This is a genomic window from Stenotrophomonas sp. SKA14, from assembly GCF_000158575.1.
In the GTDB taxonomy this organism is placed as follows: domain Bacteria; phylum Pseudomonadota; class Gammaproteobacteria; order Xanthomonadales; family Xanthomonadaceae; genus Stenotrophomonas; species Stenotrophomonas forensis.
In genome coordinates, this window is record NZ_DS999412.1 from 2,701,708 (window position 1) to 2,716,556 (window position 14,849).

The window sequence follows — 14,849 nt, forward strand, 5'->3', positions numbered from 1 at the left end:
AGGAGCAATACCATGAAGATGATCTCCCGTTCGGTGCTCGCCGTTGCTGCCACCTTTGCCCTGGCCGGCGCCGCACATGCCGCTGACATCGTCGGTGCGGCCAGCCCGGTGACCGACGCCGAGCTGTACGTCGCTGTTGGCGAATCGCAGGTCAACGGTGGCCCGCACCAGGCAGGCAAGGCCGGTATCGGCGTCGGCACCGTCTCCAACGCCAAGCCGGTCGATTTCCAGGGCCTGAGCCTGTACTCGGGCACCACCACCGTCAATGGCACCGCCGTGCGCACGCTGGCCATGCCGATCACTGGCGCACCGGGCAGCCACGCCGGCATGGGCCACTTCAACTTCGTCAAGGTTGGCAGTGGTGACGTGTGGTTCGGCGAATGGTCCAAGGATGGCGCCGCCGGTGGCTTCAACAACCGCCAGGTGTACTTCGTCGGTGACCGTACCGGCACCACGCTGCCGGCCGGCGTGGCCACCTACAGTGTGGCGGGCCTGAACAAGTTCAACGGCAGCAACCTGCTGTCGGGCACCTTCCGCGCCAACTTCGGCAGCGGCACGCTGCAGGGCGGCCTGACCGGTGGTGGCCTGTCGGTCAACGTCAACGCCTCGATCAACAGCGCCAACGCGTCGTTCGCCGGTTCGGCCACCGCCAACGGCACGGTTGCCGGCACCACCCAGGGCCAGTTCTTCGGCGCCAACGCCGCCACCCTGGCCGGTATCGCCACCTTCGCCGGCAACAGCCAGTACGACACCGCCTTCGGCGGCAGCAAGAACTGATCGCCACGCCCCTGACGGGGCAGGGCAGGGACAAGCCGCGATCCGCCAGTCCCTGCTTCGGCCCGCTGCATGCACCACCACGGATCGACCATGCGCACTCCCATCCTTCTCGCCGTCCTGTTGCTGGCTGCTGCCGATGTGCGCGCCCAGCAGGATGATCTTCGCCGTGTGCTTGAACAGGGCAGCGAACTGCGCCACCAGCAGCAGGACCAGCAGCGCCTGCGGCAGGCCGAGTCGGAGCGGCCGACCATCACCATCGACGGCCAGACCCTGCGCGTGGAGCGCACCGTGGATGACCTCGGCCAGGCCCTTTACCTGTCGCTGCAGCATCAGCAATGGCAGGCAGCAGCGGCCTTCCTCGACGAGTACATCGAACTGCCGGGGCATGATCCATTGCTGCGCCACTATGCACAGGGCGCGCTGGCGCGGGTCAGTGGCGATCATCGGCGCGCGGCGAAGGAGTACGAAGCGCTGCTGGCCGTGCAGCCGGATTTCCTGCCGGCCCGCCTCGAACTGGCGCGTGTCTACGCCGAAGACCAGCGCGATCGCGATGCCGTCGCGTTGTTCACGGCCATCGCCGCCGGCATCAATAGCGACGAACCGGCCACGGCCGGTGTCCGCGCCCGCGTGGACGGCTACCTGAGCGCGCTGCAGGCCCGCCAGCGCTGGAAGGGCGCCCTGGCCGCCGGTCCGGCGTGGAGTGACAACATCAACCGCAGCTCGGCCAGCCGCACCTGCCTGTTCGGCGTGGGCGAGACCTGCCTGATTGAACGCACGCTGCCCGATGCGCAACGCGCCACCGGCCTGGACTACGACGGCAACCTCGAACGGCGCTGGGCGTTGGCAGGGCACCATGGCCTGTACGTGCGCGGGCTGGCCTTCGGCCAGGCATGGCGCGGATACAGTGCCTATAACGAACTCAATGCCAGCCTGCAGGCGGGCTACAGCTGGCGCAGTGCACGGCACACCGTGCTGCTGGCGCCCAGCTACGATTACCAGGCGTTGGGCAACCATGCGCTGCAGGGCGGCAGTGGCGTGCACGGCGAATGGCAGTACGCCTTGGATGCGCGCAGCCTGCTCAAGCTGGAGGCTGACTGGAAGCGCCAGCGCTACCGCCAGCCGGGTCTGGCCAGCAACTACGACGGTGAACTGGCTGCGCTGTATGCCACCTGGTTCCGCGCGCTCAATCCGCGCTGGACGGTTTTCGCCGGGCTGGACGTCACTACCAGCCGTGCCGACGATCAGGCCAACGGCTACCGCCAGCGTGGTCTGCGCCTGGGGGCCGCGCGCCAGTGGCCGGGTACCACCGCCACCGTGTTCGTTTCATTGCGCGAGCGTGACTACGATGCCTGGAGCCCGCTGCTGGAGGCGCGGCGCGAGGACAGCGAACAGAACCTCATCGCCATCGTGCGCAGCGAACGGCTGGCGGTCGCGGGGCTGGTACCCAGCCTGAGCCTGCGTTACGCCCGCATCGACAGCAATGTCGGCTGGCTGTACAGCCACGACCGCAGCCTGCTCAGCCTGAAGTGGGAGCGCGCGTTCTGAGGTAGAGGCCGGCACCGCACGGTCCTCATTGATCGTCACGCGCTCTTGTAGGCCGGATCGCGCATCCTGCCCTCGTTGCGACCGCAGGCGGGTCGCGTGCATCGAGGAGTGCAGGGCGTGCTGGAAGCCGGTAACAAACCAGAGGGCCTGAAAGGGCTGCGCGTGCTGGTGGCGGAAGATGAATTCGCCATCGCGATGTTCCTGGTCGACTACCTGGAGATGAAGGGCGCACAGGTGATCGGCCCTGCCGGTGACCTGCAGGCATTGGGGCAGCTGGTCGACACCCATCCGATCGACGTCGCATTGCTCGACATCAATCTCGGCGGCGAACAGGTCTATCCATTGGCCGATCGCCTGGCGGAGGCAGGGACGCCGTTCCTGCTCACCTCCGGCTACGACGACAACCTGCCGAGCCGTTTCGCCGCGGCCCCGCGCTGCACCAAGCCCTATCACATCGAGGCCCTGGTCCAGCAGCTGGCCGGGCTTGTCGCTGCACCGCAGGCCTCTGCGGGCATCGCCTGACCGGGCCGTATGGGGCGCCGTATCGAAGGTTTCCACGCCGCCGACCGGCAGGCCGGCATGCCGCCGGCGCTGCGGCTGCACGCCCGCCACGACGGGATGGCTGCGCGCATTGCCCGCCATGACTGGGCATCCACGCCGCTCGGCGGGATGGGCCGCTGGCCGCCCCACCTGCGTGCCACGGTGGACCTGATGCTGGCCCACGGCTTCCCGATGATCGTGCTGTGGGGCGATCAGCTGGTGCAGCTCTACAACGACGGCTATGCCGAGATCCTCGCCGACAGGCATCCGGCCGGGCTCGGCCAGCCGACCCGCGAGTGCTGGCCCGAGGTCTGGCACATCAATGGGCCGCTCTATACCCGGGTCTGGCAGGGCGAAACCCTCACCTTCGAGGACAAGCTGTATCCGTTGGCCAGGCACGGTCGCCTGGAGGATGTCTGGTTCACCATCACCTACAGCCCGATCCGCGGCGAGGAAGGGCGCATCAACGGCGTGCTGGTGACGATGTTCGATACCACTGCCGCGCATCTGGCGCAGGCCGCGCGCGAGCGTGAAGAAGGGCGGCGGCGCGAGAGCGAGCGTCGCCTCGAGCTGGCCTTCAGGATGCTGCCGGTAGGACTGTGCATTGTTGATCTGAACGGTCGCATGCTGTTGTCCAACGACCAGATGCGCGCCTATCTGCCCACCGGCAAGGTGCCGTCCGCCGATGCGGACAACCAGCATCGCTGGCGTGGCTGGCACGCCGACGGCAGCGCGATCGGGCCCAATGATTTCGCCATTGCCAGGGCGATGCGCGGTGAAACCGTGGTGCCGGGGCTGGAGTTCCAGTACCTGCATGACGATGGCCGCGCGCGCTGGACGCGGGTTGCCGCAGCGCCGTTGCGCGATACCGATGGCGAGGTCAGCGGCGTGTTCGCCATTGCGGTGGACATCGACGACCTGAAGCGCGCCACCGAGCGCCAGTCGGTGCTGCTGGCCGAGCTGCAGCACCGGGTGCGCAACATCATGTCGACCATCCATGCCCTTGCCTGGCGCACCCGCGCGTCGGTCGGCAGCGTGGACGAATATGCCGAGCGGCTGTGCGGGCGCCTGATGTCGCTGGCGCGCACGCAGAGCCTGCTGACCCGCGGCGCCAACGCCGGGGTCTGCCTGCGCGGCATGCTCAACGAGGAAATCGCGGCGGAGACGCCTTCGATGGACGCCTACCGCCTGCAGGGCGAGGATGTGCTGCTGCCGCCCAAGGCCGCCGAAGTGCTGTCGCTGGCCATCCATGAGCTGGCCACCAATGCGCTCCGTTACGGTGCACTGAGCCATGACAGCGGCCGTGTTGACGTGTCCTGGCATCTGCAGGTACAGGATGAACACCCCTGGCTGGGCCTGCACTGGTGCGAGCGCCATGCCGAAGTGGAGGGCTGGGCGCTGCCCCAGCAGCGCGGCCTCGGCCGCACCCTGATCGAGCAGCGCGTACCGTATGAACTGGCCGGCAGTGGCGAGCTGCGCTTCAGCCCGCAGGGGCTGGACGCCTGGATCCGGTTCCCGCTGCGCGAGCGCGGCAGCCTGCTGCAGACCGATGCGCCGCAGGCGGGACCGGGCCGGTGAAGCCCGGTTTATCCCCAATTTGGCCAAATTGGGTATAGTGGCCATAGTCCACCTCTGCCCGGAGCTGTGCCATGACCCTGCCGCTGGATCTGCCCGGCCTTGAAAAGGCCCCGGCCTCGTCGGTGAAGACCCGCGGTTGGCCAAGCCTGATGCGCACCGTGCGCGAGAAGCAGGCGCTGGTCATCACCAACCACAACCACCCCGAAGCGGTGATCGTGGACATCCGCACCTATCAGGAACTGCTGGCCAAGGCGTCCGGCGGTGATGCCGGTGAGCGCAGCGAGGAGCTGATGCGCCTGCGCAGCGAGTTTGACCAGACCCTGGCCGGCCTGCAGCGTGGCCAGGGGCTGGGCAAGGTGCTGGGCCAGCCGATCCGTCGCGGCCGCAAGGTCACCCTCGGCCGTCCGCTCTGACCGATGGGGCGGATCCTGGTGCTGGCCGGCGTCAATGGCGCCGGCAAGAGTTCGCTGCTGGGCACCTGGCTGGAAGCCGAAGGGCTGAGCTGGTTCAACCCCGATGCGTTCACCCGGCGCCTGGTGGAGGCCGGCTGGCCGCTGCCCGAGGCCAACGCCGAGGCGTGGCAGGAAGGCACCCGCCGCCTGCGCCAGGCGATGGCCGACGGCACCGACTTTGCCTTCGAGACCACGCTGGGCGGCAACACCATTCCGCGCCTGCTGCGCGAGGCCTGCGAACGGCACCACGTCGCGATCTGGTTCTGTGGCCTGGCCGATGTCGAACTGCACATCGCCCGCGTCGCCGCGCGGGTGGCAGCCGGTGGCCACGACATTCCGGTCGAGAAGATCCACGCGCGCTTCGATTCCGCGCGCGAGAATCTGCTGGACCTGCTGCCGCACCTGGCCGAACTGCATGTCTACGACAATAGCGCCCCGGCCGATGCCGAGGGCTGTGTCGAACCACTGCCGGTGCTGGCGATGGCGCAGGGCCAACTGCAGTACCCGGTGTCAGTGGCCGAACTGCTGCACACCCCGGACTGGGCCAAGCCCATCGTCATGCGCGCGATGGCATTGAACGCCACATAGTAGATCCACGCCATGCATGGATGCCGTTTCGCGCCGGGCCTCAGGCCGGCTTCACCTGCTCGGGCTCTGCAACGTCGGGCAACGGCGGCAAGCTCGGGTCCACCGTCACCGGCACGTCGCTCTTCAACAACGCGGCCGCTTCCTTGTCGCTGCCCACGGCCGGCGGTGAACCGCGCAGCGGCAGGCCGGCGGTTTCCTTCACGAACAGCATGGTCACCAGGCCGATCACCGCCGCGCCCATCAGGTAGTAGGCCGGCACCAGCGGATCGCCGGTACGCTCCACCAGCCACGCGGTCACCAGCGGCGTGGTGCCACCGAACAGCGACACCGACACGTTGAAGGCGATCGACAGCGCGCTGTAGCGCACCGGGGTATAGAACAGCGCCGGCAGCGTGGACGGCATCGAACTGGTGAAGCACACCAGGGCCAGGCCCAGCAGCATCAGGCCGAGGAAGATCATCCAGTCGTTGCCGCTGCCAACCAGCAGCAGGCACGGCACCGCCAGCACCAGCAGCGCGATGCACGCACCGATGATCATCGGGCGGCGGCCCAGCTTGTCACTGAACAATCCGCCGACGATGTTCAACGGCATCATCACCAGCATCACGATGATGATCAGCAGCAGGCCCTTGCTCTCGGCGTAGCCCATGGTGACGCTGAGGTAGCTGGGCATGTAGGTCAGCAGCATGTAGTCGGTGACGTTGAACACCAGCACCAGGCCCATGCACACCAGCAGCTGGCGGCCGTGCACCTGGAGCAGCGCGCCCAGCCCCGGCCGGTCATGTTCGCGCTTCTCCGCTTCCTCGGCGAAGGCGCGGAACGCCGGGGTTTCCTCAAGCTTCATGCGCATGTACAGGCCGAGCAGGCCCAGCGGGCCGGCCACCAGGAACGGAATGCGCCAGCCCCAGTCCAGCATCTGCTCGCTGCTCAACAGCATGTGCAGCGCGGTGACGGTGCCGGCACCGGCGATGTAGCCGCCCAGCGTGCCGAACTCCAGCCAGCTGCCCATCAGGCCGCGGTTGCGGTCGGTGGAGTACTCGGCGATGAAGGTGGCTGCCCCGCCATACTCGCCGCCGGTGGAAAAGCCCTGCACCACGCGCGCCAGCAGCAACAGCACCGGCGCCCAGATGCCGATGCGTTCGTAGGAGGGAATCAGGCCGATGGCAAAGGTACCCAGCGCCATCAGGATCATGGTGAATGCCAGCACTTTCTGGCGGCCGTAACGGTCGCCCAGCGGGCCGAACACTAGGCCGCCCAGCGGCCGCACCAGGAATGCCACGGTGAAGGTGGCGAAGGCGGCGATTACCTGTGCGGTGGGATTGCTTGAGGGGAAGAACACCTGACCGATGGTGACGGCCAGATAGCCGTATACACCGAAGTCGAACCACTCCATGGCATTGCCCAGCGCAGCGGCGCCGACGGCGCGCTTGAGCATGGGCTTGTCGACAACGGTGATCTCATCGACCTTCAGGTGGCGGCGGCGTTTGAACCAGCCGAAATGAGCATGTGAATCGGGGGTGTCCTGCATGGAGGCTCCCTGTCAGGTGGGGGAATGAGCGATGGGGTGTGTTCCGGGAACAGGCGCAGGCGCGATGCCACGCGCACGGCACGGCACGGTACGGCCGCAGGGACGGAAACACGGAAACGGGATCACGGCGGCAGCGCAGTCAGCGGCCGGGTGTCACATCAGCGTAGGGAATGCAGGCAGAAGGGCCTGCGGGCGTCAGCCGCCAGGATCCAGCGCGAGGCGATGGAAATGCAGGGCGGGAACATGCGTGGCAAGCGAAGCGCCGGTCGGCAGTGCTTCCCACGTAACAGGTGCGCCCGTCACGTAGTGGGTCGTGTCGATCATCCGTTCATCATAACGACATCGGCGTGAGCGTGCAGCGAAGCAGGCTGAGCTGCACGCTGTGTTCCATCGCGCCTGTTCATCTGCAGCGCGTGTGTGATGACATGCGTTGAACGAACTGTGGCCGCGCCGCTCACGCACGGCTGGCTACGGTGCGGGTGAACGCACTCCACAAGGAACATCGCATGACCCGTCGCATTCCCGAAGGCACCCTCATCATCGTCGCCGATGGCGGCTCTGCCCGCGTGTTCACCAACGTCGGCAGCGAGCATCAACTCACCTTGAAGCAGGAAGGTGAGCTGCGCCTGCAGGACATCAGCGAGCAGGGTGTCTCGGGGCAGGGGCCGGCCGGCGCGGTGCCCAAGGACATGTCGATCTCGCAGCTCAATGAAGCCACCTTCGCCAAGCAGGTCGCCGAGCAGCTCAACGACGATGCCCTCAACAACCGCTACGCGCATCTGGTGCTGGTGGCCGACCCGACCACGCTGGGCCGCATCCGTCCGCTGCTGCACAAGGAAGTGCAGTCGCGCCTGCTGGGTGATATCGCCAAGGACCTGACCAACGCACCGTTGGCTGATATCCAGAAGGCGCTGGCGGCGTAACGCACATGCCGTTCATGCGTGATCACCTCTCGGCAGAGCCGGCCCATGCGGATGTGGAAGCACAGCCGGGCTGGCAACTGCTGGAATTTGGCGCACCGTGGTGCGGCCACTGCCAGGCCGCACAGGCGGCGTTGCAGGCCTTCGTCGATGCCAACGATCTGGTGCATTGGAAAATCGAGGACGGCAAGGGCAAGCCGCTGGGCCGTGCGTTCAAAGTGAAGCTGTGGCCGACCGCCGTGCTGCTGCATGACGGCCACGAGGTGGCACGGGTGGTGCGGCCGCTGCACAGTGCCGACCTTGCAACCCTGCAGGCGGCACTGCCGGATTGAGTGCGGTTACGCGCGTGGTCAGCGCAACGGGTAGAACGGCTCGATCAGCTCGGTGCCGGTGGCCTCATCGCCCTTGAACGACAACTCGAAGGCGCCACCCCATAGCGTTTCGGGGTGGTCGAGCACCTGCAGGGTTTCCATGCGCAATGCCTGCATTCCAATCAGATGCGCGGCTTCGTCGCGGCTCACCCAGCGGTACTGCTTGTCCGCGGTGGTGGCGGGCGGCTGCCCACTGCGTAGCGTGGCGCGATAGTGCTGCCGGAACGACACCGCGTCATGCGTGGGGTCGGGCGGGTCCTCGTTGAAACGATAGCTGTAGAGGGCCGCCAGCGTGAACGGTGACACCTGCAGGCCAAGCTCCGTTGCCAGCTGCCGCAGCGCTTCCTGCACGCTCTGCTTGCGGTTGGCGCGCACGGCAGGCGTCATCCAGCCACTGCGGTTGTGTTCGAGCAACAGGCGGCCCTGATCGTCGGTCACCAGCAGGCGCAGGATGGTATAGTCGTCCTGCGCGGTGCGGGCAACGGCGGGTGGCGGTGGGGGCGGATCGGCATGGACAGCAGAGGCGGTGGCGATCATTCCTGCAATCGCGATCCATCGTGCAGCGCGGCGGGCCATGCGGGTTCTCCCTGGTCTGGGCGCAGGGTAGGGCGACCCAGAGCGTCGGGCAAGTGCCGGCTCACCCCATCCGGCTCAGTGAAGCGTCACCTTCTCCGCCTCCTCGCGCAGCGCCTGCAGCAGGCAGCGCCCGTGCTGGCTCAGCATGATCATTGCGGTGGCGATCTGCTTCGGGTTGTAGCCCATCGGCGCGGGCGGCTTCGGCTCGGGGCCGTACTGCTCGCCGATAAGGATGGCCATGCCCTCGGCGCTGTTGAAGGCCTGTTCGATGCGATGGAGCAGCGATTCCATGGCCGGGCTGAGCGGACGTTCGTGGATCATGCGGGAACTCCCTGGGTGTGATGGCCACCGCGAGGGTGGCGGGCGATGCGAGGTTGGAACTTCGGCTGAGCTACGAGAAAAGCCGGAGGGCCATGCGGCCGCCGCGCACCGCCCGCCGTAGTTACGGCAAGCAGTTCTCGTAGCTCATTCCGGGGTTCCAATCCCGGCAGCGGTATGTCCGCTGCGGCGCCATCCTGCACACATCACGGTGCGAACGCCCATTGATTGTCTCTGCCGAACCGGCAGGATCGAAAGATCACATCATTCACCACATCAGGTTCCTACAAAAACTTGTCAGGCGCGACCCTCCCTGTCGCGCCTTCCATGCAGCGGCCGAGAACTCCTGTTGAACGGCCACACCTCTCGCCCCGTTGTCAGCCCGCGATCGAACTGGCTGCGGGCCGAAGACGTCTTGTTACCAGCTGTAACTGACACCCACCTGCGCACTGGTCTGGTGGTAGCCACTGGCTCGCTGCAGCGACAGGCCGCCCCAGGCGCCGATGCCATTGCTGAACTTCACCGAGGCGCCGCCGCTGAATTCGCCACGACTACGCGGGATGCGTGCATCCACCAGCTCGTCATCCATGCGGATCTGCGATTCGGCACGGGTATGCAGCCAGTTGGCGGCAAGGTAGGGCTGTACTTCGGCGGCACCGTTGCCCCAGCGGGTCACGCCGGAAAGACGCAGGCCCGCACGGCCGAACATGCCGTTGGCATTCTCGGCGCCCACCACCGTGCCGTTGGCCTCGGTGTGGCGGTTGCTGTCCCAGCGGCTGTAGCCCACCTGCAGCTGCGGCTCCAGATAGATGCCGCCGTTGCTGGCGCCGCCCACACGGAACGCGTAGCCGGTTTCCACCGCGCCCTGCCAGGCACGGCTGTCATAGCGCTCGGCAGCCAGGCCGATGCCTTCCACGCGGTTGCGGAACTGCGCACGCTGCAGCGAGCCATCCACATAGAAGCCCGCATACGGGTCGGCACCATTGCCACCGCGCCAGGTGCCGTAGATGCCCAGCGCTTCGCCCTTCACCTTGCCGCGCGCGTAGTAGCCGGTCAGTTCATTGGTGGAGGTGCTGGTGGCGTTGCCACTGGACAGCATCACACCCGCGCTGCTGCCCGATTCGTGACGCCACAGATCGGCACCGACGGTCAGCGCCTGGCTGTTGCCGTGGATGTCGAGCTGGCGGCTGATGGCATCGAAGCCATTGCGCGAGCCATCCACGCGCGCCCAGGCGCGGCCGCTGTTCTGGCCGGCATGACGGTCGTGGTAGCCGAGGCGGAACATGTTCTGCGCGGCCTGCAGGTTGGCCAGGTAGGCACCCGGTTCCGGGCGCAGCACTGGGTCCGGGATTTCCGGGTTGCATTCGGGCAGGGTCGGGTCTACCTCGCACGGGTCGGGCTGGGTCGGCAGCTGCGAACGCAGGTACCAGTTGCCATCGGCACCAGTGCCCTTGAACAGGAAGTACTCGTACTGGCCACCGACGGCACGGCCGGCCAGGTTGAACTGGCCATTGGACGCGCCGCCGACCTGGATCAGCTGGATGCCCTGGGTGGTCTGCGCACCGGCACCGCCCACGTTGTTGACGCGCACGTTGGCCGTGCCGCTGGTGTCGCCGCCGATGATCAGCTTGTCGGTGGCCGCATCATCGCCGGCCAGCACGGTGTTGAAGGCGAGGGTGCCGCCATTTCCAGTGAAGTTGCCGGCCACGTTGAGGGTGTGGAAGGCGGAGCCGTCGCCGAGGGCGATTTCACCGCCATTGCCCAGCGACAGCGTGCCGGTGCTGCTGTTGCCGCTCAGCTGCCAGCGTGCATTGTCCACCGCCATCGAGGTGATGTTCTGGGTGGCGCCGAGCAGGGTGGCGCTGTTGTTCAGTGCCACGTTCACGGTGCTGCCACCGGTGTTGATGATGTTGCCGGTGAGCTGGGAGTTGTCGACGGTGAAGCCGACCGTGGCGGCGGCTGCGTTGACTTCGAGCAGGTTGCCGTTGCCACCCACGAGCTGGGCGCCGTTGCGGGCGGTGAACTGAATGTCCAAATCCGGGGTGCTGGATCCTCGCGGCACACCGACAAGCAACGCGGCGCCCGCCTTGCCTTCCACCTTGGATGCATCGATCACAACAGTCGAAGTTCCGGCGAAATTGGCACTGCCTACTGCGTAGATACCATTCAGCTCACCGGTGACAACACTGCCATTACCCACCAGAATGTCGCTGTTCTCGAGCGCCAGGATGCCGTTTCCTTCGAGTGCCGGATTGAAGGAGCTGGTCAGTCTCCCGGTTACCTGAGTGCGATCAAGATTCAGCACGGCGCGTCCAGTCCTTGAAAACACGCTAATGCCCACCCCCAGGCCTGTGAGCTGACTATCGCTGATATTTGCGGTGGAGCCACCAGGAAGGGCGCCGCTGGATAGCGTAAGAGCTCGTCCGGCACTATTGGTGACGGCGGAGTTGGACATCGTCATTGTGCTGGTCTGAAGCTCTATTCCGCCTGAAGTGCTTGTCGCGGAAATCTGTGCACCGCTGATCTTCAGTTGCGATTGCTGCCCAGCAACGATGCCGAGCGTGCCGCCACCCGGATTCACGATCAGTTCGGCATTGTTGAGCGTCCAGGCCTCGGGCACATCACCCGGTTGGACAGTGGCGGTCTGGCCCGGCGTAAGGGTTCCAGCGTAGACAGGAACGCTCAGGACAAGAGAGCTGGCTACGGCCAGCGCAAGGGAACGACGAACTGCGATCTGCATGACGGAACTCCTGTGGGTGTGGAACTTCAGGAAAGAAACCGCATTCACTTCGTCGGCGTGAATGGAACGCCCTGATGGCGTGAAGACAAAGTGATTCGGGTGCCTTTTCCTGCCCGAGCGCTACAAAATGCGACGACGGTCTCGTTGCGACCGCGAATTTCGTCGGGACTGTGTTACGCCGTTTTGGGCTCGAACCCAGTCTGGTGACCCGCAGGAGCCCAGACCATGCAATTAGTTGCATAGGAAATCGGACAACTTCTGTCGCCTTTGGATTCATTCAGCCGCAGCGCAACATGCGATGCCTGAATGCCGGTGCTAGCATCGGCCATCGCCTGAATCGATCCAAATGCCGATGCCCACGCTGGACCGTCGTTTCCTGATCGCCGTCGCCGCCACTGCCATGCTGGCGTCCGGTACCGCCCTGGCCGCCACACCGAAATCACCCGCCGAGCGCGCCTATGCGGCGGTCGACCCGTTCATCGGTACTGGCGGCGAAGGCCACACCTATCCCGGCGCCACGGTGCCGTTCGGCATGGTCCAGCTCAGCCCGGACACGCGCATCCAGCCGCGCGAGAAGGCCTATGGCTGGGCGGCCGGCTACCGCTACGACGACAGCAGCATCGTCGGTTTCTCGCACACGCATTTCTCCGGCACCGGTCACTCCGATCTGGGCGACATCCTGCTGATGCCGTTCACCGGCACGCCGGGCCTGGAGCGCGGCGATCCGGAAAAGCCCCGCAGCGGCTATGCCTCGCGCTTCCGCCACGACGATGAGAAGGCCGAGCCGGGCTATTACGCGGTCACCCTGGAGGATTACAAGGTGCGCGCGGAGCTGACCACCAGTGCGCGGGTGGGTGTACACCGCTACGCGTTCCCGAAGGGCACCGACGCCAAGGTGCTGCTGGACATGCGCACCAGCATGTACGACTACCCGGGCAAGGTGCTGTGGTCGCGGGTGCGGGTGCGCGCCGATGGCACGGTGACCGGCTTCCGCGAAACCCGCGGCTGGGCGCCGGGCCGCCAGCTGTACTTCGCGATGCGATTCTCGCGTCCGCTGGCCGGGCATGAACTGCACAACACCGAGCAGGACATTGTCTACAAGGGCTTCCCGCCGCCGGGCGAGAAGGACCCAGCGCAGCGTGCGCAGATCGAGGGCCGGCAGCTGGTCGGCACCTTCGCGTTCGGCAAGCTGGACGCACCGTTGGTGGTGAAGGTGGCCATTTCACCGGTCAGCGAGGCCGGCGCCATCGCCAACCTGGACGCCGAAGTGGCGGACTTCGATTTCGACCGCGTGCGCGCCCAAGCGAAACAGGAATGGACGCAGGCACTGTCGGTGCTCGATATCGAGGCACCGGAACATGCACGCCGCAGTGCCTACACCGCGCTGTACCACTCCATGTTGGGGCCGACGCTGTTCATGGATGCCGACGGCCAGTACCGCGGCTCGGACAACGCCGTGCACAAGGCGGAGGGCTACACCAACTATTCCACGTTCTCGCTGTGGGATACCTACCGTGCGCTGCACCCATTGTTGACGCTGGTGCAGCCGGAGAAACGCAACAGCGACTTCGTCAATTCCATGCTCGCCCACCACGAGCACAGCCCGTACGGCATGCTGCCGGTGTGGTCGTTCCACGGTCTGGAAGACTGGTGCATGATCGGCTACCACGCGGTGCCGGTGATCGCCGATGCGTACGTGAAGGGCATCCGCGGCTTCGACGCCGACAAGGCGCTGAAGGCGATGGTCGAAACCGCGAACTACGGTCCCTATGACGGCATCGCGCAGTACCGCGAGCTGGGTTACGTGCCGATCGACGAAGAAGGCGAAGCGGCCAGCAAGACGCTGGAGTACGCCTTCGACGACTGGACCATCGCGCGCATGGCGCAGGCGATGGGCAAGACCGATGTTGCGGCCACCTTCGACAAGCGCGCCGGCAACTGGCGCAACGCCTTCGACAAGGACACCGGCTTCATGCGCGCACGCAAGCGCGATGGCAGCTTCCGCACGCCGTTCGACCCCAGTGCCAGCGGCTACGGCACCGACTACACCGAAGGCAATGCCTGGCAGTATTCCTGGTATGTGCCGCAGGACGTGGCTGGCCTGGCCGCTGCACATGGGGGCAGCGACAAACTGCTGGCGCGGCTGGATGAGGTGTTCAACGCCAAGGTCGATCCGTCCATCTTCGAGCACATGGAAGACATCACCGGCCTGATCGGCTGGTACGCGCACGGCAACGAGCCCAGCCATCACGTGGCCTACCTGTATGCCTATGCCGGCCAGCCGTGGCGCACGCAGGCGCGCCTGAAGCAGATCATGGACACCCAGTACGCCGATCGCCCCGATGGATTGGCGGGCAATGATGACGTCGGCCAGATGTCGGCGTGGTATGTGTTTACCGCGCTGGGCTTCTATCCGGTGGCACCGGGCTCGGGCGAATACATCCTGGGCCGCCCGTTCCTGCCCAGGACCGCGATGCGCCTGCCGAATGGCAAGACCTTCACCATCGTGGCCGACGGGCTGGACGACAAGCACACCTACGTGGGCAGCGTGAGCCTCAACGGCAAGCCATTGCAGCGCACCTTCCTGCGCCACGACGAGATCCTGGCCGGTGGCGAACTGCGCTTCAGCATGCAGGCCGAGCCGAACAAGGACTGGCCGGGGCAGGGCGCGCAGGCGCCGTATTCGATGAGCCGGTGATTTGGGGGCGGACCCCGCCGCGTCGGCATTACCGCGCCCTTGGTAGGTGCCAACCTTGGTTGGCACGCGGGAGAGCGAAAGCGCCCACAAGGTGGGTATCTACCGGAGCGAAATCGCGGCTCCGCCGCTTCGGCATTACCGCGCCTTTGGTAGGTGCCAACCTTGGTTGGCACGCGGAGGGCGAAAGCGCCCACCAAGGTGGGCATCTACCAGAAGCG

Annotated in this window: 15 protein-coding genes; 10 read left to right on the forward strand and 5 right to left on the reverse strand. The window is 66.2% G+C overall.

Annotated features, from left to right (window positions below; genetic code table 11):
* Positions 1–12: 12 nt before the first annotated feature.
* The 6 genes from SSKA14_RS12250 (at position 13) to SSKA14_RS12275 (ending at position 5,480) form a co-directional block, all read left to right on the forward strand.
* On the forward strand, positions 13–777 hold the full coding sequence (locus SSKA14_RS12250; protein WP_005416749.1) for a Slam-dependent surface lipoprotein: 765 nt from the start codon (positions 13–15) through the stop codon (positions 775–777).
* Between the two features lie 90 nt (positions 778–867).
* Complete coding sequence (locus tag SSKA14_RS12255) at positions 868–2,322, forward strand: porin family protein (protein ID WP_008266966.1); 1,455 nt, start codon at positions 868–870, stop codon at positions 2,320–2,322.
* 117 nt (positions 2,323–2,439) lie between these two features.
* Positions 2,440–2,844, forward strand: a complete 405-nt coding sequence (locus SSKA14_RS12260; protein ID WP_040007618.1) for a response regulator — start codon at positions 2,440–2,442, stop codon at positions 2,842–2,844.
* A 9-nt stretch (positions 2,845–2,853) separates the two neighbouring features.
* Complete coding sequence (locus SSKA14_RS12265; RefSeq protein ID WP_008265419.1) at positions 2,854–4,440, forward strand: PAS domain-containing protein; 1,587 nt, start codon at positions 2,854–2,856, stop codon at positions 4,438–4,440.
* A gap of 71 nt (positions 4,441–4,511) precedes the next feature.
* Positions 4,512–4,853, forward strand: coding sequence for a type II toxin-antitoxin system prevent-host-death family antitoxin (locus SSKA14_RS12270; protein WP_008267874.1), 342 nt, complete (start codon positions 4,512–4,514; stop codon positions 4,851–4,853).
* Positions 4,854–4,856: 3 nt separating this feature from the next.
* The gene (locus SSKA14_RS12275; protein ID WP_008264590.1) at positions 4,857–5,480 is read left to right on the forward strand and encodes an AAA family ATPase; all 624 of its coding nucleotides are present in this window, start codon (positions 4,857–4,859) and stop codon (positions 5,478–5,480) included.
* 40 nt (positions 5,481–5,520) lie between these two features.
* Here the strand turns inward: SSKA14_RS12275 and proP are convergent, their stop codons facing one another.
* Both proP and SSKA14_RS24265 read right to left on the reverse strand, forming a co-directional pair.
* Positions 5,521–7,008, reverse strand: a complete 1,488-nt coding sequence (gene proP / locus SSKA14_RS12280) for a glycine betaine/L-proline transporter ProP (protein WP_008266462.1) — start codon at positions 7,006–7,008, stop codon at positions 5,521–5,523.
* Positions 7,009–7,203: 195 nt separating this feature from the next.
* On the reverse strand, positions 7,204–7,332 hold the full coding sequence (locus tag SSKA14_RS24265; protein ID WP_008265219.1) for a hypothetical protein: 129 nt from the start codon (positions 7,330–7,332) through the stop codon (positions 7,204–7,206).
* 182 nt (positions 7,333–7,514) lie between these two features.
* On the opposite strand from SSKA14_RS24265, the gene SSKA14_RS12285 reads away from it, so the two are divergent.
* Positions 7,515–7,931, forward strand: coding sequence for a host attachment family protein (locus tag SSKA14_RS12285; protein WP_008267365.1), 417 nt, complete (start codon positions 7,515–7,517; stop codon positions 7,929–7,931).
* A 5-nt stretch (positions 7,932–7,936) separates the two neighbouring features.
* Positions 7,937–8,260 (forward strand): thioredoxin family protein, encoded by a 324-nt coding sequence (locus SSKA14_RS12290; RefSeq protein ID WP_008268354.1) that lies wholly within the window; start codon positions 7,937–7,939, stop codon positions 8,258–8,260.
* An 18-nt stretch (positions 8,261–8,278) separates the two neighbouring features.
* Here the strand turns inward: SSKA14_RS12290 and SSKA14_RS12295 are convergent, their stop codons facing one another.
* From SSKA14_RS12295 to SSKA14_RS12305, 3 genes are all read right to left on the reverse strand, one after another.
* Entirely contained in the window at positions 8,279–8,875 is a 597-nt protein-coding gene (locus SSKA14_RS12295) for an NUDIX hydrolase (protein ID WP_008264844.1), read from the reverse strand.
* A 75-nt stretch (positions 8,876–8,950) separates the two neighbouring features.
* Positions 8,951–9,196: a hypothetical protein gene (locus tag SSKA14_RS12300; RefSeq protein WP_008267939.1), complete on the reverse strand. Its 246-nt coding sequence runs from the start codon at positions 9,194–9,196 to the stop codon at positions 8,951–8,953.
* A 415-nt stretch (positions 9,197–9,611) separates the two neighbouring features.
* Positions 9,612–11,498: an autotransporter outer membrane beta-barrel domain-containing protein gene (locus SSKA14_RS12305; RefSeq protein ID WP_157635938.1), complete on the reverse strand. Its 1,887-nt coding sequence runs from the start codon at positions 11,496–11,498 to the stop codon at positions 9,612–9,614.
* Positions 11,499–11,723: 225 nt separating this feature from the next.
* On the opposite strand from SSKA14_RS12305, the gene SSKA14_RS23815 reads away from it, so the two are divergent.
* Both SSKA14_RS23815 and SSKA14_RS12310 read left to right on the forward strand, forming a co-directional pair.
* Positions 11,724–12,008 carry a hypothetical protein gene (locus SSKA14_RS23815; RefSeq protein ID WP_157635939.1) on the forward strand — a complete coding sequence of 95 codons (285 nt, stop codon included), beginning with the start codon at positions 11,724–11,726 and terminating at the stop codon, positions 12,006–12,008.
* Positions 12,009–12,279: 271 nt separating this feature from the next.
* On the forward strand, positions 12,280–14,631 hold the full coding sequence (locus tag SSKA14_RS12310; RefSeq protein WP_008265632.1) for a GH92 family glycosyl hydrolase: 2,352 nt from the start codon (positions 12,280–12,282) through the stop codon (positions 14,629–14,631).
* Positions 14,632–14,849: the final 218 nt, after the last annotated feature.